This window comes from Nocardia asteroides (assembly GCF_021183625.1).
Lineage (GTDB): Bacteria > Actinomycetota > Actinomycetes > Mycobacteriales > Mycobacteriaceae > Nocardia > Nocardia asteroides_A.
Genome location: NZ_CP089214.1, coordinates 94,804 through 115,995, shown reverse-complemented (window position 1 = coordinate 115,995; position 21,192 = coordinate 94,804). Strand labels below are relative to the sequence as shown.

23 protein-coding genes are annotated in these 21,192 nt (G+C 73.1%); 12 read left to right on the top strand and 11 right to left on the bottom strand.

All coding sequences use genetic code 11. The features are described 5' to 3' along the window. A complete protein-coding gene (locus LTT61_RS00550; protein ID WP_233017934.1) occupies window positions 1-348 on the top strand; it encodes a hypothetical protein in 348 nt (115 codons plus the stop codon). Window positions 349-394: 46 nt separating this feature from the next. On the opposite strand, the gene LTT61_RS00545 is transcribed toward LTT61_RS00550, so the two are convergent. Next, window positions 395-1,303: a MerR family transcriptional regulator gene (locus LTT61_RS00545; protein ID WP_233017933.1), complete on the bottom strand. Its 909-nt coding sequence runs from the start codon at window positions 1,301-1,303 to the stop codon at window positions 395-397. A gap of 94 nt (window positions 1,304-1,397) precedes the next feature. Here LTT61_RS00545 and LTT61_RS00540 point away from each other — a divergent pair, with 94 nt between their 5' ends. Genes LTT61_RS00540 through LTT61_RS00520 form a run of 5 tightly spaced genes read left to right on the top strand, consistent with a single transcriptional unit; the run spans window position 1,398 to window position 6,168 of the window. After that, window positions 1,398-2,402 carry a hypothetical protein gene (locus LTT61_RS00540; RefSeq protein ID WP_233017932.1) on the top strand — a complete coding sequence of 335 codons (1,005 nt, stop codon included), beginning with the start codon at window positions 1,398-1,400 and terminating at the stop codon, window positions 2,400-2,402. Further along, a complete protein-coding gene (locus LTT61_RS00535; protein ID WP_233017931.1) occupies window positions 2,384-3,181 on the top strand; it encodes a hypothetical protein in 798 nt (265 codons plus the stop codon). The genes LTT61_RS00540 and LTT61_RS00535 overlap by 19 nt, the downstream gene beginning before the upstream one ends. A gap of 23 nt (window positions 3,182-3,204) precedes the next feature. Beyond that, window positions 3,205-3,687: a hypothetical protein gene (locus LTT61_RS00530; RefSeq protein ID WP_233017930.1), complete on the top strand. Its 483-nt coding sequence runs from the start codon at window positions 3,205-3,207 to the stop codon at window positions 3,685-3,687. Window positions 3,688-3,691: 4 nt separating this feature from the next. Next, on the top strand, window positions 3,692-5,416 hold the full coding sequence (locus LTT61_RS00525) for an asparagine synthetase B family protein (RefSeq protein WP_233017929.1): 1,725 nt from the start codon (window positions 3,692-3,694) through the stop codon (window positions 5,414-5,416). After that, the gene (locus LTT61_RS00520) at window positions 5,413-6,168 is read left to right on the top strand and encodes a hypothetical protein (RefSeq protein ID WP_233017928.1); all 756 of its coding nucleotides are present in this window, start codon (window positions 5,413-5,415) and stop codon (window positions 6,166-6,168) included. The genes LTT61_RS00525 and LTT61_RS00520 overlap by 4 nt, the downstream gene beginning before the upstream one ends. On the opposite strand, the gene LTT61_RS00515 is transcribed toward LTT61_RS00520, so the two are convergent. Further along, window positions 6,158-6,796 carry a TetR/AcrR family transcriptional regulator gene (locus LTT61_RS00515; protein ID WP_233017927.1) on the bottom strand — a complete coding sequence of 213 codons (639 nt, stop codon included), beginning with the start codon at window positions 6,794-6,796 and terminating at the stop codon, window positions 6,158-6,160. The two genes, LTT61_RS00520 and LTT61_RS00515, sit on opposite strands and share 11 nt — an antisense overlap. 55 nt (window positions 6,797-6,851) lie before the next feature. Between LTT61_RS00515 and LTT61_RS00510 the strand changes: the two genes are divergently transcribed. Both LTT61_RS00510 and LTT61_RS00505 read left to right on the top strand, forming a co-directional pair. Then, window positions 6,852-7,325 (top strand): methyltransferase family protein, encoded by a 474-nt coding sequence (locus LTT61_RS00510; protein WP_233017926.1) that lies wholly within the window; start codon window positions 6,852-6,854, stop codon window positions 7,323-7,325. Window positions 7,326-7,717: 392 nt separating this feature from the next. Beyond that, window positions 7,718-8,818 (top strand): rhodanese-like domain-containing protein, encoded by a 1,101-nt coding sequence (locus tag LTT61_RS00505; RefSeq protein WP_233017925.1) that lies wholly within the window; start codon window positions 7,718-7,720, stop codon window positions 8,816-8,818. Window positions 8,819-8,828: 10 nt separating this feature from the next. Here LTT61_RS00505 and LTT61_RS00500 read toward each other — a convergent pair whose 3' ends face one another. Further along, window positions 8,829-8,978: a hypothetical protein gene (locus LTT61_RS00500; protein ID WP_233017924.1), complete on the bottom strand. Its 150-nt coding sequence runs from the start codon at window positions 8,976-8,978 to the stop codon at window positions 8,829-8,831. Between the two features lie 180 nt (window positions 8,979-9,158). Between LTT61_RS00500 and LTT61_RS00495 the strand changes: the two genes are divergently transcribed. Further along, window positions 9,159-9,446 (top strand): putative quinol monooxygenase, encoded by a 288-nt coding sequence (locus tag LTT61_RS00495; protein ID WP_233017923.1) that lies wholly within the window; start codon window positions 9,159-9,161, stop codon window positions 9,444-9,446. A 5-nt stretch (window positions 9,447-9,451) separates the two neighbouring features. Here the strand turns inward: LTT61_RS00495 and LTT61_RS00490 are convergent, their stop codons facing one another. The 4 genes from LTT61_RS00490 to LTT61_RS00475 form a co-directional block, all read right to left on the bottom strand. Continuing rightward, window positions 9,452-10,381: a sugar phosphate isomerase/epimerase family protein gene (locus LTT61_RS00490; protein ID WP_233017922.1), complete on the bottom strand. Its 930-nt coding sequence runs from the start codon at window positions 10,379-10,381 to the stop codon at window positions 9,452-9,454. A gap of 8 nt (window positions 10,382-10,389) precedes the next feature. Next, window positions 10,390-11,559: a tetratricopeptide repeat protein gene (locus LTT61_RS00485; protein ID WP_233017921.1), complete on the bottom strand. Its 1,170-nt coding sequence runs from the start codon at window positions 11,557-11,559 to the stop codon at window positions 10,390-10,392. Further along, window positions 11,556-12,068 (bottom strand): RNA polymerase sigma factor, encoded by a 513-nt coding sequence (locus tag LTT61_RS00480; RefSeq protein WP_233017920.1) that lies wholly within the window; start codon window positions 12,066-12,068, stop codon window positions 11,556-11,558. The genes LTT61_RS00485 and LTT61_RS00480 overlap by 4 nt, the downstream gene beginning before the upstream one ends. Before the next feature lie 200 nt (window positions 12,069-12,268). Further along, window positions 12,269-12,436, bottom strand: coding sequence for a hypothetical protein (locus LTT61_RS00475; protein WP_233017919.1), 168 nt, complete (start codon window positions 12,434-12,436; stop codon window positions 12,269-12,271). Between the two features lie 248 nt (window positions 12,437-12,684). On the opposite strand from LTT61_RS00475, the gene LTT61_RS00470 reads away from it, so the two are divergent. Next, window positions 12,685-13,359: a hypothetical protein gene (locus tag LTT61_RS00470; RefSeq protein ID WP_233017918.1), complete on the top strand. Its 675-nt coding sequence runs from the start codon at window positions 12,685-12,687 to the stop codon at window positions 13,357-13,359. 3 nt (window positions 13,360-13,362) lie between these two features. Here LTT61_RS00470 and LTT61_RS00465 read toward each other — a convergent pair whose 3' ends face one another. From LTT61_RS00465 to LTT61_RS00455, 3 genes are all read right to left on the bottom strand, one after another. After that, window positions 13,363-13,851, bottom strand: a complete 489-nt coding sequence (locus tag LTT61_RS00465; RefSeq protein ID WP_233017917.1) for a DUF1269 domain-containing protein — start codon at window positions 13,849-13,851, stop codon at window positions 13,363-13,365. 105 nt (window positions 13,852-13,956) lie between these two features. After that, entirely contained in the window at window positions 13,957-17,280 is a 3,324-nt protein-coding gene (locus tag LTT61_RS00460) for a BTAD domain-containing putative transcriptional regulator (protein WP_233017916.1), read from the bottom strand. Window positions 17,281-17,425: 145 nt separating this feature from the next. Then, window positions 17,426-17,818, bottom strand: coding sequence for a WhiB family transcriptional regulator (locus tag LTT61_RS00455; RefSeq protein WP_233017915.1), 393 nt, complete (start codon window positions 17,816-17,818; stop codon window positions 17,426-17,428). Window positions 17,819-17,953: 135 nt separating this feature from the next. On the opposite strand from LTT61_RS00455, the gene LTT61_RS00450 reads away from it, so the two are divergent. Then, window positions 17,954-18,181, top strand: coding sequence for a hypothetical protein (locus LTT61_RS00450; protein ID WP_233017914.1), 228 nt, complete (start codon window positions 17,954-17,956; stop codon window positions 18,179-18,181). 274 nt (window positions 18,182-18,455) lie between these two features. Beyond that, on the top strand, window positions 18,456-20,765 hold the full coding sequence (locus LTT61_RS00445; protein ID WP_233017913.1) for a LuxR C-terminal-related transcriptional regulator: 2,310 nt from the start codon (window positions 18,456-18,458) through the stop codon (window positions 20,763-20,765). Between the two features lie 17 nt (window positions 20,766-20,782). Here the strand turns inward: LTT61_RS00445 and LTT61_RS00440 are convergent, their stop codons facing one another. Next, window positions 20,783-21,127: a PLDc N-terminal domain-containing protein gene (locus LTT61_RS00440; protein WP_233021284.1), complete on the bottom strand. Its 345-nt coding sequence runs from the start codon at window positions 21,125-21,127 to the stop codon at window positions 20,783-20,785. Between the last annotated feature and the right edge of the window lie 65 nt (window positions 21,128-21,192).

The following is a 21,192-nucleotide window of genomic DNA, read 5'->3' as shown; positions in this document are numbered from 1 at the left end:
ATGACCGCTGCCGACGACAGGCCGGCCTCCGGCGACGCTCCGGGCGTGATCAGCATCTTCGGACGAGAAGACACGGACGGGCGGGCGGACCGGTCGCTGTTCAAGAGGGGCGACGACTTCCGATACGGCCGGAGCGAGATCCCGGTGGAGCTCTTCCGGGAACGTGTGCTGGACTTCATGGAGACCATTCGCGATGTCGTCGCCGGAATCCCGGGTACCGCCGGGGAATACAGCTTGCAGGAAGTGCAGGTGAATATCGAAGTCAGCGCCAAGGGTCAGCTCTCGCTTCTCGGGACCGGTGGTGAGCTGTCCGGCAAGGGCGGTCTCACCTTCACCTTCAGGAAGTAGCACCACAACGGGCCGGGCCGGGGCCACCACCCCGGCCCGGACTCCGCTACGCGCCCGCGCGCAGCGCCTCGATGAACCACTCCCAGGCGGGGACCTGCGGCTCCCGGGCGGGCCATCCGTTCAGCACGCCGAGCAGCTGCCAGTACCGCTCGACCCGACGATCGGTGAAGGTCGCCATCGAATCCGCCAGCCGGACCCGCTCGTCAGCGGACAGCGCCGGATCGACGATCTGGTCGAGCAGTTCCCGGCCGCGCGCCGAATCGGGCGCGACCCCCTCGCTCAGCGCCTGGGCGGCGACCGCGGAAACCCGGGCCGGGTCGGGGGCGGCCCCGGGCTCGGCCCCGGCCGCCCCGGTGACCGCCATCGCGCGCACCCGCTCCCGGAAAGCGGGATCCCCGACCAACTCCGCGAGCTCGACCCAGGCGTCCACCTGCTCCGGGCTGGGATCGTCGGGCAGCTCGGCGGGCATCGACCGCATCCCCTTGGCGATGTGCGCCCCGGGCGCGTCGTCCGGGATGCCGGCGAAGGTCGCGTCCACGAAGTCGTCGATCACCCGCTGCCGCTCGGCGGCGGACAGTCTGGCCATCTTGTGCATAATTCTCATCTCCTCGGTCGAACTTCCGCGGTGAGCGACCGAACGCAGCACCGCCCGCCGGACCCGCAGCGTGCGGATCTCGGCGTCCAGTGCCCGCACGTGCGCGGCGGCCACGTCGGCCACCGTCGTCTGACGTAACAGCACCTTGTGCACGGTGGGCAGGTCGAGCCCCAGTTCGCGCAGGGTGCGCACCAGGTCGAGCCGGGCCACCGCCTCGGTGTCGTAGAGCCGGTAGCCGGTCGGCGTCCTGTCGGTCGGCGGCACGACCCCGGCGTCGGACCAGAAGCGGATGGTCCGCACCGCGAGTCCGGTGCGGCGGGCCAGCTCGCCGATGGTGAACAGTTCGTCGCGGTCACTCACGGGAATCAGCCTCGGGTTTCCAGTAGGTGGAGAGTCAACATCGATTCTCTCCGGCAGCGCTCGCGGATCCGGCGCGGATGGGTGAATATAGGGCGTGATCTGCCCGCACTGTCAGACAAGCCTGCTCTATCGGCAGCGCCCGAAGCGCATCTGCTCGTCGTGCGGGCGCCCCTTCGCGCTGGAGCCGAAGGAGAGCCCGTTCCGGCTGCACGACCTGCGCGTGCAGCGCCTGGCGGACAAACTCTCCGACGGTCGCGGCCTGCTCTACACCGGCCCGCAGCTGTACTTCGCGGCGGGCCGTAAGACGCTGCCGAGCACCGGGCGCACCTACACCCTGGCCGCGATCGGCTACACGGTGCTGCTGGCGATCATCGGGACGGTGCTGCTGGCCTCCGGGGTGCTGCCGGTCGGGCCGGGGCTGGCCGGGGTCGCCGCGGTGATCGTCGCGGTGAACCTGCTCCTGCTGCTGATCCGGCCGCAGCTGCTGCGCCGCAGCACCATCCGGATGGACCGCCCCTACCCCGACTTCGGCACGCAGGTGCTGCGCCCCTGGCGGCGGATCTACGGCGCCCCGCCGCCCCGGCTGGTCCCCGACAACCTGCCGCTGCCCGCCGTGCCGCAGCCCCGGATCGCGCTGCTCTGCCCGGACCGCTCCACCCTGGCCTGCCTCGCCGCCAACGGCGCCGCCACCACCTGGGGGATGGCGCTGTGCGCGCGTCTCGAACAGGTGCCGCCGAACGGGCCGGTGCTGGTCCTGCACGACGCGAGCGTCGCCGGGATCGGCTGGGCGCGTCAGGTGCGCGAGGCGCTCGGCCCGCGCGCCGCACTCCTCGGCCTCTCCCCCGCGTCGGTGCGCACAGCGCCCTGGGCGGTGCGGGTGAAGGAGCACCCCATGGAGTCCGCGGAGCTGCCGCCCGCCATCGGCGCGGAGGATCGGCAGTGGCTGCTGGACGGCTGGTGGTCGCCGGTGGCCGCGCTGCCGCCCGCCCGGCTGCTGCGGCTGGTGCAGCGCGGGGTGGACCGGGCGGAAGAGGCCGCCGACCCCGATCGCCGCCGGGCGGGGCAGGTGGGTTTCCTGACGTGGCCGGCTCCCGCGTGATCGAGCGGCTGCTGCCGCTCGCCCGCGCCCGCGCGAGCGCGCCGAGCGGGCTGCTGGTCACCGAGCGCCAGCTGTACTACGAGCTGTGCCGCCTGCTCGCCCCCGCGCATCGGCTGCGCGGCGGCCCCGGCTTCACCGTCCGGGTTCCGCTGCGCTATCGCACGTTCCGGGAAGCGCTCGGCGACCTGCCCGGCCTGCTCACGATCCCCCCGCCGGAGCGGGCCGAGCCGGGACGCCACACCCCCGAGCCGGACCTGTTCGACTACGGCCTGCCCCGGCTGCTGATCTGCCACTCGCACGAGATCGCGCACATGCTGCGCGCCAACGGGCTGCCGATGGAGTCGGCCTGCCCGGTGCTGAGCGCCGCCGAGCTCCCGGTGCACCCCGGGGTCGCGCGCATGCTCGCGAGCGTCGCAGGCACCGCCTACGTGCTGCACGGGGCGAGCACCGCGGGCTTCGAGTTCGCCACGCGGGTCCGCGAACTCGCCGCGCTCCCGGACGAGGTCGCGGTGGTCCCGCTCGGCCTCCGCCCGCGCCAGGCCAAGGCCCTGCACCTGTTCCACCTGCCGGGAACAGCGGCCGAGCCGCCACCGGGCCCGGACGACCGCGAGCGCCGCTGGCTGGCCCGCGGCCGCACCGTCGAACTCGAGGCGGTGCGCCCCGCGGCCCTGCTGCGCACCGTGCACCGCCTGGTCCGCGAGGTGCGCACCCCGCGCACCCCGCTGCTCGAACTCCGCCGCACCAGGGACACCGGGTTCCTGACCTGGCCCGCCGCATGACCGGTACCCGAAAGGAGCCAGCCGTGCCCCCGTACCGGCAGGTCGACTACACCGATGAACTGCTCGCCGACGGCACCGTGCACCGCCGCTACGGCGACGGCCGCCAGGAGTGGCGCAGCCGCGGCCCCGGCGGCACCGTGCTCTGGCGGGACAACCAGGGCCGCTCCGGCCGGGACGAGCCGCTCGGCCCGAAGATCATCCGGCGCGACCACCCCGGCGGCGTCCTCTACGGCCGCGAGGCCGGGTACGGCCGCACGCTCTGGGGCGACGGCGTGCTCACCGTGAACCGCAGCTCCTTCGGCGGCCGGATCGGCGCGGTGCTCGCCACCGTCGCCGGCGGCGCGCTGCTCGGCGCGCTGGTCGTGCCGCCGCTGGTCATGAGCCCGGAGGAAGAGGAGGAGCTGCGCAACCAGGCGACGAACAGCAGCTCCGGCGGCGGGGACGACGGCGGCGACGGCTACGGCGACTGGGACGACAGCTACGGCGACGACGACGATTTCGGGTGAGCTGATGTCCCGCTGGTGCGCCTTCCTGACCTCCGCCGACCCCGCCGCCCAGGTGCGCGCGGTCGGCGCCGAACCGCTCGCGACGAACGGCCCGCACGCGCTCGGCCTGCTCGACGGCCCCGGCACCGCCGCCGGCCCGTTCACCGCGGGCGCGCTCACCGCCGTCGGCGAGGTCACGCTCTTCAACACCGCCGAGCTGCGCGCCCGGCTCGGCGCCGCCGCGCCACCGCCGGGCAGCCACGACGGCCTGCTCCTGCTGCACCTCTACCAGCGCTTCGGCCTGCCCGGCGTCGCCGCCGCCGACGGCATGTTCGCCCTCGCCGTCACCGACGGCCCCGACCTCGTGCTGATCCGCGACCACGTCGGCGCTCGCACCCTCTTCCACGCGCGCGCCACCGCGGGCTGGGCCGCCTCCACCTCGCTGCGCGCGCTGCGCCGCTGGCCCGCCCTGCGCACCGGGCTGCACCTGCCCGCGGTCCGCGACTTCCTGACCTTCGCCTACCTCCCCGGCCGGGAAACCCTGCTGCACGGCGTCCACGAAGTGCTCCCCGGCCGCTGCGTCCGGCTGCACCCCGACGGCACCAGCAGCGAGCACACCTACTGGGAGCCGGAAGAACGCGTCGACGACCGCCCCGCGGCCGAGCACGCCCTCGCCCTGCGCGCCCTGCTGGAACAGGCGGTATCGCGCAGGCTGCCCGCGGGCGAACCGGTCGCGGTGCTGCTCTCCGGCGGCATCGACAGCAGCCTGGTGACCGCGCTCGCCGCCAAGCTGCACGACCACCCGGTGCGCACCTACTCGATCAGCTTCGGCGACACCGCGCCCAACGAACTCGGCTACTCCGGGCTGGTCGCGGCGCACTGCGGCACCGAGCACCGGGTGCTCACGGTGCCGGGCGCGACCGTCGCCGCCCGGCTCGCCGACACCGTCGGGCTGCTCGACTCCCCCGTCGGCGACCCGCTCACCGTCCCCAACGCGCTGCTGGCCGAGGCGGTGGCCGCCGACGGCGCCACCGTCGCGCTCAACGGCGAGGGCGGCGACCCGGTCTTCGGCGGCCCCAAGAACCTGCCCATGCTCATCTTCGAGCTCTTCCGCGGCGATCCCGACCCGGATGCCCGCGCCCGCGCCTACATCGACAGCTACCGCAAGTGCTATGCCGACCTGCCCGCCCTGCTCACCCCCGACACCCTGGCCGCGCTGGAATCCGCGCCGGGCCCGGCCGCGCACGTCGCCCCCTACCTGCGGCAGGGCCGAATGAGCACGCTGCTCAACCAACTCCTGCACGTCAACCTGCGCACCAAGGGCGCCCACCACATCCTGACCAAGGTGGAGCGGCTCACCGCCGCCAGCGGCATCGAGGGCCGCGCCCCGCTCTTCGACCGCGCGGTGATCGACCGCGCCTTCGCCACCCCTCCCGCGCTGAAACTGGCCGGGACCAGCGAGAAGTGGATCCTCAAGGAGTCGGTGCGCGACCTGCTGCCCGCCACCATCGTGGACCGGCCGAAGAGCGGCATGCGGGTGCCGGTGCAGCAGTGGCTGGACGGCCCGCTGCGCGACCTCGGCCACGACCTGCTGCTCTCCGGCGACCGCGGGCTCTTCCGCCGGGACACCGTGCGCGGCTGGCTGCGCGGGGAGGGCGCGCTGCTCCCGCGACAGGGTGGCAAACTCTGGCTGGTGTTGTCGCTGGAACTGTGGTTGCGCTCGTTCGACGTGGGCGGGCCGGTCGGATGACCCGGCTCAAGGTGGCGGCCGACGCGGAGAACGAGATCCACGACCTGGCGACCTTCGCCGATCCGGGCCGCAACGTGGTCACCCCGGTCGCCCGCTTCGAGCCCGGCGTCGCCGCGGCCGTGGTCGACGCCTTCGCGCGGATCGTCCGCACCGCCGCGGCCTGCGCCGCCGCGACCACCGCGGACGCCGACGGCATCGTCCGCTCGCAGACCTTCGAGGAGGGCGAGGTCTACATGATCGAGAAGCCCTTCGACGGCTTCTTCGCCGACCGCTACCTCATGGATTTCTACGACTCCGCCGAGCGCGGCATCTGCTCGCGCATGCACCTGCACACCGGGCTGCGCTTCGTGCGCATGATGACCGGGCCGGACACCAGCATCAGGGTCGGCAGCCTGTCGCCGTTCGTGGTGACCGACGTTCCCGGCGTCACCCCGTTCGCACCCGAGCAGTTCACCGACGACCTGCCCGACACCCCGCCCGGCGTGCACCGCACCAGGCACAACCTGATCGTGCCGCCGTGCTCGTTCGTCGACATGCAGATCCCGCGCGGGGTCAGCCACCAGTTCAACGCGGTCGGCCCGAACGCCGTGATCGACTCGGTGCACCCGGAGGAGTCGGTGGAGGTGTTCCGGGAGCGCATGTCCGGCTACCGGATGATGGCGCAGACGATCTTCCTCGCGCCCGAGCTCGCCGCCGCCGACACCTGCGCCGACCCGGCCGGAACCCCGCGCCCCGGCGGCCCTACCGGCTGAGCAGCACCGCGGCCACCGACTCGACGTACCACTCCGCGAACCGTTCGGGGGTCCAGCCCCGCCGCCGGACCAGCCAGTCGAAATTCCGCACGTCCATGGCGAGCCACAGCACGTCGACGATCTCCTCGTCGGACAGCTCGGCCCGCAGCTCCCCGGTCACGGCCAGATCGGCCGCGAACATTCCCATGGCGGTGCGGCGCTCGGCCACGTTCTTCGCGTGGATCGCGGCCGCGTCCGGTTCCGCGCTCGCCGCGCTCTCGATCGCGAGCAGCACCTCGGCCTGCCGCGCGTGCGTCTGCGCGAGGTGGACGGCGTAGCGGCGCAGTTTGGCGCGGGCGTCGCCGAGGGCGCGGATCTCGGCGACGAACTCCCGCTGAGCCAGCGCGGCCGGTTCGTCGTCCCCGGCGATCACCAGATCGAGCAGCTCGGAGAGCAGCGTCTTCTTGTTGCCGAACACCTTGTAGACGGTCTGCACCGCCACCCCCGCCGCGCGGGCGATCTCGGCGAGCGTGGTCGCGCCGTACCCGGGCGCGACGAAGAGCGTGCGCGCCGCCGCCAGGATCGCGAGCCGGGTGCTGCGCGCCTGCTCCTGCCGGTGCGTGGATTCGTACCGCCTCTTGACAGCCACCGGCTCAGAGTAGTCAACTATTCAATAGAGTTTCACTCTACCAAAAGAGGATGCCATGTCGACCACCACGTCCGAGACCGGCGCCCGCGTCGTCCCGATCCCGCCGCCGCTCTACTACGCCGCGGCCATGGTCGGCGGCGTACTGCTCGACCGGGTGTTCCCGCTCGCCGCCGCCCACCCGGCGCTGCGCGTCGCCGGGATCGTCATCGCCTGTGCGGGAGCGGGTTCGGTAGCCACCGGGGTGCTCGCGGTGATCAGGCATCGCACCACGATCGTGCCGCACCGGCCGGTGGCCGCGCTGATCACCACCGGCGTCTACCGCATCTCCCGCAACCCGATGTATCTCGGGCTCGCCCTGGTGATTCCCGGGGTCGGGCTACTCCTCGGCACCTGGTGGCCGCTCGTCCTGCTCCCGCTGACACTGCTCGCCGTCACCCGATTGGTGATCGTGCCCGAGGAGCGCTACCTGCACCAGCGCTTCCCTGCCGAGTACGACGCCTATCGCGCCCGCGTCCGCCGCTGGCTCTGAGCACTGCAATCGCTTCCCTGCTCGCACCACAGTTACCTCATAGCGAACCGACGGGGAATCGAGCGAACAGCGGACAGGAATTCACCGTCGCGCCCGGTAGAACAGAGGGGTGCACCCGGAGCGGATCGCTCATCTCCGCTCCGGGTGCGGCTCCGCCCCGGATCCTCTGCCAGGGTCGACGACAGTCCCTACCGGGGCGGAGCCAACCAACCCGGCCACACGTCACCGATGCCGTTCATCGTGGTCGAAACACCCTGTGACCTGGCGGATCTCGAACCACCGTGATTCGAACACCGCCCGCGGGGCGTCCGCCCAGCTCGAGCCCGCCGCCCACTGCCACGGACCGCGCTCCGTCCGGCCGGGACCCGCGAAACCGGCCTTACCGTACGAGCGTGAGCACTTCCTCGATCGAGCCGAGCACGGCCGCCGCGAACACCATCGACACCGACACGCTGCGCCGCTGGCTCGCCGACGGCGCGGAGCTGGCGGTGCTCGACATCCGCCCCGGCGAGGTGGTCGGCTACGCCTCGCCGCTCTTCGCCACCAACCTGCCCGCCGAGCGGGTCGTCGCCGAGATCGACCGGTTCGTGCCGCGCCCGGTGGTGCGCACCGTCCTGGTCGACGCCGGGGACGGCGCCGCCGCCGCGCTCGCCGCCGAACTGGCCGCCGCCGGGCGCACCGACGTGCACGTGCTGGCGGGCGGCATCCCGGAGTGGACCCGCGCGGGCACCGACGACCTGCCCACCTTCGACATCCCCGGCCAGGACTTCTCGCTCGCCATCCGCGACGAACGCGCCACCCCCGTCGTCACCGCCGCCGAGCTCGAGACGCTCCGGGATGCGGGCGCCGACGTCGTCGTGATCGACACCCGCACCGTCCCCGAGTTCACCGCGGGCCACGTCCCCGGCGCCGTCGGCGTGCCCGGCGCCGAGCTGCTGCTCCGCCTCGCCGACGTCGTCCCCTCCCCCGACACCCACATCGTCGTCTCCTGCGCCGGACTCCCCCGCGCCATCATCGGCGCCCAGACCCTGATCGACGCGGGCGTCCCGAACAAGGTCTCCTACCTGCACGACGGCACCAAAGCCTGGAAGCAGCGGAACCTCGAGCTCGAGACCGGCGCCACCGCCATCTACGGACCGGTCGACGCCGCCGCCCGCGAGCGCGCCGCCGCCCGGGTGCGGGCCATCTCCGCCGGTGACGACTTCCCCCGCATCGACGTGGTGACCGCGCACGCCTGGGCCGCCGACCCCGGCCGCACCACCTACCTGCTCGACGTCCGCACCCCGGAGGAGTTCGAGCAGGGCCACCTGCCCGGCTCGATCAACGCCGAGGGCGGGCAGTTGCTCGGCGTCTCCTACCGGACCATCGCCGTGCGCGGGGCGCGCGTGGTGCTGATCGACGATCCGACGGCGGCCCGGGCCTCGGTCGTAGCGCACTGGTTGCAGCGACGCGGTTTCGAAATCGCTTTCCTCCTGCACGATTTCACCGCCTGAACCGTCCTGTTCAGAACGGCACCGCACACCCCGATCCGGTATTGATCCCGGTCCCGACCTGAATGTCCACCGTCGGGCCGCCCGCTGATGTCTGGTACGCCATGATCCGATGCGTGCCAGGAACGACCGGCGTCCAGCGCACCGTGGCGACGCCGTCCACCGGGGTCACCAGGTTGCCGGGGACGAAGGTCGAGCTGTCCTCGAAGTCACTGCCGCGAGGAACGCCGCCGCCATCCCGAGGCGGCGCGGAGTGCTGTCGACCATGCGCGAATCCCTTTCACCGATGAACTTCGGCCACTCCCGTCGTCGGTATAGCCGACACCACGAGAAGGAGCCGTACATGGTTATCGTCGCAGGCCACATCACCGTCGACCCCGCGGACCGCGATTCCTACCTGGCAGGATGCGTGACCGTCGTCGAGCAGGCACGCCGCGCCCCCGGCTGCCTCGACTTCGCGATCAGCGCGGACCTGGTCGACAGCGGGCGGATCAATATCCTGGAGCGCTGGGAAACGCAGGCGGCGGTGGAGGCGTTCCGGGGCGCTGGGCCGGGGGACGATCAGAGCGCGCAGATGCTCGCGGCCTCGGTCTCGGAGTACGACATCGCCGAGGTGCGCTCCCTGACGTAGCCCGCTCACCCGGCGACGATGAGCGGCCGCAGCGTCCGCGCCGCGATCTCGAGGCCCTGGATGGTCTTCGCCAGGGTCCCGCCCCACACCGGATCCTCGTGCTCGACGGCGATGTCACCGGTGTAGCCGGCGGCGTAGAGCATGTCGACGATCCGATTCCATTCGATCTCGCCGCGGCCGGGCACCCGGTACCGCCACCACCCGACGTCGGTGGTGGAGGTGCGCCCCACCGTCTTGCCGAAGACGCCGTAGCGGGTGCGGGCCCGCTCATCGATCTGGATGTCCTTGGCCTGGACGTGCCCGACGATCCCCGCCCGCAGCGCGTGGTCGAGCGCCTCGATCGGGTCGATGCCGAGCCAGGGCAGGTGGGAGGGGTCGTAGGTGAGGCCGAAGCCGAGTTCGGCCATCCAGTCCCACAACTCGGGTGAATAGGCGAGGTTGGCCGGGTACCCGTCGGGGTGCCAGCCCTCCATGGGACAGTTCTCGGCCAGCAGCCGCACGCCCCGATCGGCGGCGTACCGGATCAGCGGTGGCAACTGTCGCTCCGCGGCGCGGAGATTCTCGGCCACCGGCAGGGTGACGTCGCGGCCGACGAAGGTGGTGACCCGCTGCACCCCGAGCAGCGCGGCGACGTCGACGCAGGCGCGCAGGTGCCGGTGCACGCGGTCCCGCTCGACACCGTCGTGGTGCAGGTTGTTGCCGCAGTAGGTCACCGCGGAGACGCTCAGGCCGTGCGTGTCGAGGAGTTCGGTGACCCGGGCGGCGTCCGCGGCACCGAATCCGGCGACGGCGAGGTGCGCGGCCTGGTGGATGTGTTCGCTGCCCTCCGGCCACGCCGCGACCTCCAGCGCCCGGTAGCCCGCGCCGGGCGCCCAGGCGGCGATCTGTTCCAGCGACATCTCGCCGAGTGCGGCTGTCAGTAGTCCGAGTTTCATTCTCTCCCTCACTGTCCCTGGTGTGCGTCGACGGGCCCGCTCCACCGCGGTACGCCGGTCTGGATGTCGCGGAGCCGGGCCGTGGTGTCCCGAGTCGTCGGGTGCCCGAGGCCGTGCCGCAGCGCTTGGCTGTGCAGGATCGAGCGCAACTCCTCGATCGCGTGGGCGCGGAGCCGCGCGTCCAGCGGCTCCGCCTGGACGCGAGCCAGGTGCAGGTACTTCGCGGACTCCAGGGTGTCCGGATGCCCGGCGCCGAGTACCCGTGCGCGATCTGCCAGCAGGCTCTCCAGCAGGAGAACGGCCTGCTCACCCGCGCCGTTGCCGACCAGCATCTTCGCCAGCGAGTGCCTGGCGTCGAGGGTCTCGGCGTCGTCGGCGCCGAGCTGCGCCGACCGGCCCGCGATGACGCCGCGGTAGCCGGCGATGGACTCCTCGGTGGCCCCCTGCTTCCCCAGTACCCAGCTCCGCCTGCAGGCGAGGTGCCTGGCCAGATCGGTGTCCCGGTCGAGCGCGAGCGCCTGGAACCCGGCGGCGGCCTCGGCCAGCCGTCCGCGCCCGCCGAGCGCCCACAGCAGCAGCATTTCGGTGCGCGGGTCGGCCGCACCGTGCACCCGCCGCTCGTCGTCGCGCAGCTGCCCCAGCAGGCGTTCGGCCCGCCGGTGCTCGCCGAGCTCCGACCAGGCCTCGGCCCAGGCCCGGCGGACCCGGAAACCGCGGTGATCGTGGCCGCCGAGCACTCGCAGGTGCGGGACGGCGGCGCGGATCAGCCGCAGCGCCGTGCGCTCGTCTCGATCGGCGATCAGCGCTTCGGCGACCTTGGCCACCGACTCCAGCACCATCCCCGAGCCCGCCGCGCCGAAGCTCCGCACCGGGTACCCGGTGAGCAGTTCCCGCAACCCGGTGACCAGCAGCCCGGTCGCCACGCGGTCGTCCCCGGATCGAATTCGGGTGTCGCGAGCCGGGTCGGCCAGCGACTCCGCGAGCCGCACCGGGCGGCGAGCGGCGGGACGCACCACGACCGGCAGCGGACCGGCGAGCAGATCCCCGAGCCCGGCGTCGATCCGCGCCGGAGTGTAGAGCGCGGCCACGCTCTCGGCGATCTCGCCGAACAGCTCCGCGATCTCCGCGATCGCTTCCCGGTCACCGTCGCTCGGCTCGATCCGGACGTCCCGGTTCATTCGACCTCCCCTCGCGGCCGCACGGGGCCGGGTCTGTTCCTGATCGTGTAGTCGGGCCCGAGCAGCTGCTCGAGCTGGCTCCGGGCGTGGTGCAGCCGCTGCCGGACGGCATTCGGCGTGCGGCCGAGGAGGGCAGCGATCTCGGCGGTGCTGTAGTCGGCCAGGATGAGCTCGACGGTCTCCTTCGCCGCGGGCGACAGCTGGCCGAGCAGCTGGGCCACCCACTGCTCGTCGTCCCAGGTCGACAGTTCACGCTCGGCCGAGCCGTCGGGGATGGCGTGCAGGTGGTCGGGATCGAGTCCCTGTTCCCGCCGCATAATTCCGCAGATCTTGAGGAACCGGTTCTTCGTCGCCTTGCGCAGCCAGGGCTCCGGCTTGCGGACGGTGTCCCATCCGGACCACAACTCGCGGAAGGTCTCCTGGACCGCGTCCTCGGCGATCTGCCTCGTCGCTCCCAAGCAGATCAGCGTCCTGACCAGCCGGGGGTAGCGGTCTCGGTAGAGCTCCACGAAGTCGGCTTCGTTCCGCGCCGGTGTCCCGGCGGTCGGTGATCGCGGGTCGGCGCCTCCCCCGGTGCTCTCCGGGGGCTCCACGTAGGACAAAGCACGGTCTCCATCTCCTCGGGTGATCGGGGGAAGCGAGGTGCCATCCGATATCCAGGTCCCGGCCGAGGCTCCGGTGTTAGATCGCGCGCCGAAATTCCCGTGGATCAACCGATCTCGACGCGACGGGCCGCGATCGCCACGAGGGCGACGGCCGCGGCCACCGGGAGGGAGCCGGTCGCCCCGTAGGCGCTGACGGCCAGCGCGAGCACGGGGGTGAGATCGAACTCGTCGCGCTCGTTCCGATCCGGGTTCTTGTCGCGCACAGTGCTCATGGTCGTCGCCTTTCCGATGAACGGTGTCGTTCCTCAGGTCGCGACGGGCCGATGAGCGTTAGCGCGCACTCGATACAGACCGATCACCCTCGATGAAACACCCGGAATGGGGCCGTCGGGCGGCGCGGCCCGACGTAGCCCGCAGGATCGGCCAGGCGCTCTTCCGCATCCGGAATCCGCGCGGAAGCGATCGAAAAGTGCTGCCGCACAGACTGATCCCATCACCGGAGACGGACAGAGGAGACGGGATGACGGACACCGGGGCGATCACCGCACTGGACATCGACGAGCAGATCACCGTGCGCGCCGAGGGCACGGCACTGCGCGGGCACCTGCGGATCCCCTACGGCGCAGGAGCCATGGTGCTCGTCGCGCACGGCAGTGGCACCTGGCGGGACAGCCCGCGCAACTCCCATATCGCGGGGCAGCTCACCGACCGCGGGCTCGGTTCGCTGACGCTGGACCTGCTGACCCCCGCCGAGGCGACGACCGATCTGATCTTCGATATCACCCTGCTCGGCAGGCGGCTGCTCGCCGTCAGGCACTGGCTGGCCCGCTCTCCGTATCACTGGATGCCGGTGGGGTTGCTCGGCGTCGGCTCGGATGCCCCGGTGGCGCTCTGGACGGCGGGCGAACCGGATGTGCGCCTGGGCACCGTGGTGGTGCACGGCGCCAGGCCCGACCTGGCCGCCGACCGCCTGACCCGGGTGCTGGCCCCGACCCTGTTCGTCTCCGGCGGCGCCGACGAACGAATCCGCCGGTGCGTCCGCGCTGCCGCGGCGCTGGTGCCCGCGCCGACCCGGATCACCGAGCTGGCGGTGAGCACCCAGCCGGTCCCGCGGGACCGGCTGGGCATGTGGTCGTCCTACCTGGCGTCGGTGTGGTTCGGCGAGCACCTCGGCACCGTGCCGCGGCGGCCCTGACCGCTACTCGGCGAAGACGGCGCGCAGCTTCCGCTCCTGCTCGTGGCTGAGGTTGGTGGTGACGAGTTCGGCGGTCTGGTGGCGGAACTCCTCGTGCACCCGGTCGAGCCTGGCATCGGAGGAGAGCACGAACAGCGCCGAGGTGCCGGGGGTCAGCTGCTCCTTCAACCGGGCGATGAAGGCGTTGTCGATCCCGACATCGGCCAGCGAAGCGGTCAGCGCGCCGATGCCCGCGCCGACCGCGGCGCCGAGCAGCGGGACGAAGAACAGCAGCCCGAACAGCAGCCCCCAGAAAGCGCCGCCGAGCGCGCCCGCGCCCGCGAGATTGTGCAGCTGCTTCGTCTTCGGCTTCGGCGCCCCGGCGGGCCAGCTGACGATCGCCGCGTCGTGCACGGCGACCAGCCGCTGCTGCTCGAGTTCGCGCAGGGTGGCGACCGCGGTCTCGGCGCCGGTCTCGCTCGGGAACTTCCAGACGGTCAGGGTTCCGGCCATGGGCTTCTCCTTCGTCGAGGGATACGTGCCTTGCGCCCGGCGACGCTAGTGACGCGGGGCGGGCCGGGGATCATCCGTTGCGGGTGACCTGCGGATCCGGGCAGCTCAGGCGATGGAGACGTGCAGGTCGGGGCAGGCGCAGCCGGGCTCGGGCCGTCCGGTGCAGCGGGCGGCGATGAGCTCGGTCTGCGGCCGGATGGACTCGGCGATCCCGCGCAGGTGCTCGCGCTGGGCGCCTGCCCGGTCGCGCAGGGTCCGCGCGGAGACCTCGTCCCCGGCCGCCGCGGCCAGCCGGGCCAGCACCAGGTCCATCGGGCCGAGGCCGACGAACCCGGTGCCGAGCCCGACCGTCGAGCCGGACCAGGCCGTGAGCCGCTCGAAAAGCAGTGCGGCGGCCTCGCTCTCGCCGAGCGCGACGGCGGCGCGGGCCGAGAACACGGTCATCAGCGGCCGGCCCGGGCCGCGGTGCAGCGGCGGGTTCTCCCGGAACACCGGGCGGGCGCGCTCCAGCTCACCGGCCTGGGCGAGGGCGAGCGCGTAGACGTGGGCGAAGCGCTCCGGCTCCTGCGCGTAGCGCCGCTCGAGCACCGCGCGCAGCGGGGTCAGGTCGTCGCGGTCCCACGCGGTGGCGAGCTCGGTGAGCAGCAGCGCGTCCTCGTGCCAGGCGCCGAGCTCGAGCGCGGCCGCGCGGCAGGCGGCGTAGTGCTGCTCGGCGGCGGTGCGGTCGCCGCGGATCAGGTCGGTGGTGGCGACGAAGCAGAGCAGGGCCTGGTGCAGCTCGGGGAAGTGCCCGTCCGCGGCGACGGCGAGCGCCTCCAGCGCGAAGCGCGCCGCGGCGACCAGGTCGCCGCGCCTGCACGCGTCGAGGAAGCGCAGGTACAGCGCGAGCGCCCGGTACTCGGCCGATTCGGTGAGCGCGGCCACCCGGCTCAGCTCCGCGGTGGCCGGGCCGCACAGGTCGGCGGAGCCGGCGTCGACCAGCGCGCAGACCACCGCGTTCAGCGCCGCGCACACCAGCAGCCGGTCACCGGCGTGGTAGGCCAGCGCCAGCGCCTCGCCCGCGTGTGCGTACCGCTGCGCGGCGGTCCCCGTGCCCTCGTACTCGCCGGCCAGGGTGATCAGCAGCTGCGCCCTCGTGTGGCCGGGAAGCGGCTCGGCCAGCGCGTTCTTGAGCGCGGTGCGGAGCCGCTGGCTGCCGGTGCCCCGGTAGCGGATACCGGGGATCACCGGGGCGCTCCAGCAGGTGAGCGCGCGGCCGACCAGGGCCGGGTCGGCCAGGCTCTCGGCGATGTCGAGCGCGCGTTCGCGGGCCGCGGCCGCGGCGGCCCGGTCGCCCGCGTGCGCCAGTGCCTCGGCGAGCAGGCACAGCGCGTCGATCAGCGCGGCCCGCTCCGCCGGAGCGGCGTCCGGATCGACCGGGGCGGCGCGCCCGTTCAGCTCGGCGGCCGCCCGCCACAGGGTCGCCGCCTCGGCCCGCCTGCCCGCCGCGGCGCAGCGCGCCGCCGCCTCGACGAGCCGCTCCAGCACCCGGCCCGCGGTGGCCGGAGTACTGCCGTGCAGCGCGTGCACGGCGAGCGCGGCCGACCCGGCCCCGTCGAGGACCCCGCCCGCGATCCGGTCGGCGGCGAACTCGGCCATGTGGCCGTGCATGCGCCTGCGCCGCATGGGCGGGATGCTGTCGCGCACGATGCGCTGCACCAGCTCGTCGCGGACGGCCACCCGGCCGGAGCCGTCGAAGCGCACCAGCGAGGCGGCCATGGCGTTGTCGAGCAGATCGGCCACCCGCTCCTCGGTGAGCTCGGCCAGCCGGGCGAGCGCGTCGACGTCGATCGGGCCGCCCCAGAGCGCGAGCGCGCGCAGCACCGCGAGCGAGCCGGTCGGCAGCCGCTCGGCGACGTCGAGGATCAGGGCCCGGATGCGGTGCGGCGGCTCGCCGGAGTCCGGCCGCGCGGCGATCATCTGACTCCAGATCCGCAGCTGCATGGGGTTTCCGGCGGTGCGCTCGCGCAGGCTGTGCACCAGGGCGTCGTCGCCGATGTCCACGCCGCTGTTGCGCAGGAACTCCCGGGTCCCGGCCAGGTCGAGGCCGGTGAGCTCGACCCGGTCGGTGATCAGGTCGGCCGGTCGGCCCGGCTCGGTGCCGCGATCCGCGACGACGACGAGCACCGCCTCGCCCTGCAGCCAGGTCAGGAGCTGCCTGATGCCCTGCAGCGTCGCCGCGTCGGCGCGGTGCGCGCCGTCCAGCGCGATGACGACCGGTCCGTGCAGCGCGAGTTCGCGGCTGCGCCGGTAGACCGCGCGCACCACCCCGAAGACGCCGTCAGCGGCGCGCACCTCCGCGCTGCCGGGCAGCCCCTCGAGCAGCTCGGTCCAGACCCATCCCTCCGGTGCGCCGTCCAATTCCGGGCAGGAGGCGAAGGCGGTGTGCCAGCCCCGTGCCGCCAACTCGCCGAGAACGCCGGTCAGCAACGTGGTCTTGCCCGACCCTGCCGCGCCGACCAGCCAGAGTAGTCGCGGGTCGCCCGCTGCCGCCGCCTCGGCCGCGGCGTGGATGGCGCCCGCCTCGGCCGGATAGCAGGCCGGGCGCGATGGCGGTTTCTCCAACCGCGGCACGGAGACCGGCACCAGCGCGGAGCCGGGCGGGGGTGTCTCCGGTTCCAGCGAATGGTTCAGGATCGCCATTTCCAGTTCGTGCAGCGGCCTGCCGGGGTCGACCCCGTATTCCGAGCGCAGATGTTCGCGGGTGCGCCGCACGGTGTCCAGCGCGTCGATCTGCTGACCGAGCCGATATTGCGCGGTGGCCAGCAATCGCGCGCTCTCCTCGCGCCCCGGATTGTCGCGGGCGAGCTGATGCAGCGCCGCGACGACATCGGCGTCCAGCCCCATCTCCAGCGCGGCGCGGGCCCGCATTTCCATCGCGGTGGCCCGCAGATCCGACAGCCGGGAAACCTCGGCCGATGCCCAGGAGGCGGAGGCGAAGGATTCGAACGCCCCGCCGTGCCAGCACTCCAGCGCCTCGTCCAGCATCCGATATCGCTCGGCGGGGCCGGTTCCGGCGTGCTGGCGCAGATGTTGCTCGTAGCGGTTGAGTAATCGTTCGAAATGCCACGAATCCACGCTGTCGGCATCGAGCCGCAGCGCGTATCCGCCGTCCTCGGAGACCAGCACGCAGGCCGGCGTCCGCGGTGGTCTGGCCGGCTCCAGAATGCGGCGCAGATTGTGCACCTGCACCTGCAGCACCGAGGCGGCCTGGGCGGGCGGGCTGCCCTCCCACACATCCTCGATCAGGCGATCCACCCGCGTGGTCGTCCCACCGGCCAGGACGAGCCTGCCGAGCAGCGCCTGCTGCCTGCCCGCCTGGAGTCGGGTCGCCCGGCCGTCGAGCACGACCCGCAGCGGGCCGAAGACCTGAACTCGCACCTCTGTCATGAAACGACACCCCTCCAGTCGCCGGATATTCACATCCGATCCTCGGCAAACATAAACCGACCGGTAAATTACCGCCGGTTCACAAAACTGACAAACGGTGGGTAACAGTTGTGTTCGCGAACACGATCGCACGCGAGATTTCGGCTCAGGCCGGAACCTCCGCGAATCCGCACAATTCACAGGACCGCTCCGACGCGGCCGGATCCAGCACCCGCCAGCAGCGCACACAGCGCCGCTGCCGCACCCGCCCCGCGGAAATTTCGCGCAGCACATCGCGTGCCCCCGGGTCGGCCGAAAGCCAAACTCCGGCCACCACCCCGTGCCGCCGTCCGGCGCGCAGCGAACTCTCGGCGCATTCCATGAGAACCGGGCAGCGACGGCAATATTCGAGCGCCTGCCTCGGGTCGCCGCGCGGCGGCAGCGGGGGCAGGAAGAGCCCCGGCGCGATTCCCGTGCACGCGGCGCCACTACGCCAATCCATACCTTCACCTCTCGCCGATCCGGAGAACACCGACACTCTATTCACGAATTTCGTCACAGTGCTATTCGAAAATGGTCAACACTCGATAACAAAGAATTTCCGAAGAACTGCGGAATCGGTGCGGAAGTAATTGTTCAGCCGAGCACGTGAGAATTACGCAGAATTTGTTTCCGACCCGAACGGGAGTTGCCCATGACCGCCATCACCATCGACGTCGCCCCGGCTCCGCGCCCCACCGCCCCCGAGCCGGCCGCGCCCGGCGTCTACCGCGACCGCGACGGCGACGTCTGGGTGCGCGCGGAGCACGGCTGGCTGCTCTGCCTGCAGAACGGCGTCGCCGTCGACACCACGACGGTCTGGCAGTGGGTGGACGGGCACGTGCGCGACTACGCGCCGTTCGCCCTGCTGCTGCCGTCCTGAAATCCGCTGCGCGCCGCGCGATCCCGGGCCCAACCGGGGTCGCGCGGCGCGGTGTCCGGCTAATCTTCGCCACCCCGAGCAGGAGATGATGACGCTCTCACCCGAATTCGTATTCGAACCCGTTCCCCGGCACCGGATCCGGCGGATTCTCGATTCCGCGGCAGGCACCCGTCCGCGCCGGGTGGTGCTGGTCTGCGCACCGCCGGGCAGCGGTAAGACAGTGGCCGTGGCGGAATGGTTCCGCAAGTTCGGCGAAAGTACGCCGGAAGCCGAGATGCACTGGGTGACATGCGCGCCCGGCGGTCCGCCGGTGGCCGAGCTGCTGCCCCCGGTGACCCCGGGCGGACCCGCCCCCGGCGGCCCCGCCGCACCGGCGCGGGTGCTGGTGATCGACGACGCGCATCTCGTCAGCGATCCCCGTTCGCAGGCGGCGCTGGACTACCTCATGCACCATGCCGCCGACACCGCGCTGGTGCTGATCGCGCGCCGCGACCCGCCGCTCGCCTGGCATTCGCTGGTCCTGGAGACCAGGGTGACGCGGATCGGCGCCGCCGAACTCGCGCTCGATCGTCAGGAGACGTCACACCTGCTCGCCGGGTACGGAATCGAGCCGGAGCGGGCCGATGTGGACGCGCTGCTCCGCCTCACCCAGGGCTGGGCGGCCCCGGTGCGGATCGCGGCCACCGAGCTCGACGGCGGCGGCGACGTCCGCGCGGCGGCGGCCGCGCTGCTCGACCCGACCGCCGAGGCGGGCGCCTTCCTCGACACGCTCATCGCGCCGCAGCAGGCGCCGGTGCGCAGGTTCCTGGTCCGCACCAGCGTCCCGGAGCGGTTCAGCACCGGGCTGGCCGGGCGGCTGGCCGGCGAGGCCGCCCCGGAGATCCTGGATCGGCTGCTGCGCGAGAACTTCCCGCTGGCGCCGGTGTACCGGGACGGCGCGCTCTGGTTCGGCTACCACCCGCTGGTCCGCGCGCACCTGCTCGGCGCCGCGGAGCGGGCCGGGGTCGGCGCCGAGTGCCACCGGATCACCGCCGCCTGGCATCTGGCCGCGGGCGCGCCCGCCGCCGCGCTGCCGCACGTGCTCGGCGAGAACGGTCAACGCGGGCTGCCCGCCTTCCTCGGTGATCCGGCGCTGCGCATGATCCTGCAGGGCGCGGGCCGGGCGCTCTTCGACGGCCTCGAGCTCGCGCACGGCGTCGAGGCCGACGACCCGGCGGTCTGGGCACTGCGCGCCGTCGACGCGGTCGAGCGCGCCGACACCGCGCACGCGCTCACCTACCTGGACCTGGCCTGCCGCCGCACCGGCAACGGCACCGCGGTGCCGAGCGGGCAGCTGGTCGCGCTGATCCTGGCCGCCACGCTGGCCACCGCGCTCGCCATGGCCACCGGGCTCGACGACGTCCAGCTGCCCGACGTGGTCCCGGCGTCGGGGAGTCCGGGGGTCGATGCCTACACCGCCGTCCAGTCCGGCACCGCCCGCGCGGTTCGCGGAGACAGCGCGGGCGGGGTCGACGACCTGTACCGCGGGGTGGCGCTGGCCCGGGTCGCGGCCGATCCCCGGCTGCTGCTGCGCGCGGAATCCCGGCTCGCCGCCGTGCTCGGCTGGAGCGGGCGGCTCACCGCGGGCGCCGAGCGGGCCGCCGCGGCAGCGGCCACCGCGGCGGACGCCGGGCTGCGCGGCGCGCTCGGCGAGGCCGACGCGGCCGCCGCCTACATCGCCTTCCTGCGCGGCACCGAGCCGCCGCCCGCCACCGGGCCGGGTGGCCGTCCGCCCCGGCCCGCCGACCCGGCCGCCGAGCCGGACCGCCGGGTCAGGGCCGTGCTCGACGGGCTCGCGGGCACCGGCGACGAGGCCGACCGGCACCGCCGCGCCGAGGCGCTCCGCCACCACGTCACGGCGCTGCTGCACACCGCTGCGCTCCCCGAGCGCACCACGACCGAACTGCTGCTGCCGCACGTGGTCCGGATGCTGGTCGACGCCGGAACCCCGCGCACCGCCCGGCTGCTGCTCGGCCACGCCCGCGCCGAACTCGGCGACCGGCCCGGCCTCGTCCTGGCCAGGGCGGTGCTCGCCGCCGGGCTGCACCGCCCTGACCTCGCCCGCGCCCTGCTCGACCCGCTGCGGCGCGACCCGGCCGCGACGGCCCCGCAGCACGCGGTGCTCGTGCAGCTGCTCGAGGCGAACGCGCACGCCGCGCTCGGCATCCCGGGCAAGGCCCGCGCGGCGCTGGTCCGGGCGCTGGAGCTGGCCGGGCCGGAGCGGATCGTGCGCCCGTTCCTGGAGACACCGGGCATCCTGGGGTTGCTCGACGACCACGCGGGCACCTTCGCCGAGCACAACGGCTTCGCCGCCGCGCTCCGCGCCCACCCGGGCGCCGAGCGCACCGCCGCCCCGCTGCTCACCGAGACCGAACGCACCGTGCTCGCCCAGTTGCCGAGCGGCCGCACCGCCCGCCAGATCGCCGACGCGCTCGGCGTCTCGGTGAACACGGTCAAGACCCACCTGCGCCGGATCTACGCCAAGTTCGGCACCAGCAGCCGGGCGGGCACCCTGCAGCACGCGCGGCGGGCCGGGCTGCTCTGAGCCGGCCCGCCGCGGGCTCAGCGGCCGATCACCGAGTCCTTGATCCGCGCGAACTCGGCCTCGGTGATCGTGCCGCTGTCCAGCAGCCTGCCCGCCTCGCCGATCCGGGAGACCGCGTCGGTGCCCGCGATCACCCGGATGTAGTCGTTGCGCGCCTCCCACTCCCGCAGCGACGCGGCCTGCGCCCGCTCGGCCATCCCCGGCCCCCGCGCCACCACGTAGACCAGCGCGGTGAGCAGCGGAAGCAGCACCAGCGCGACGATCCAGCCCGCCTTGGCCCACCCGGAGGTCGTGTGGTCGCGGAACAGATCGGTGACGATCCGGAACAGCACGATCAGGTAGGCCAGGAACAGGAACGACATGGCGACGACGCCGACGATCTCCCAGAACGACACGGCAGGTCCTCTCTCACGGGTGCGGCTGACGC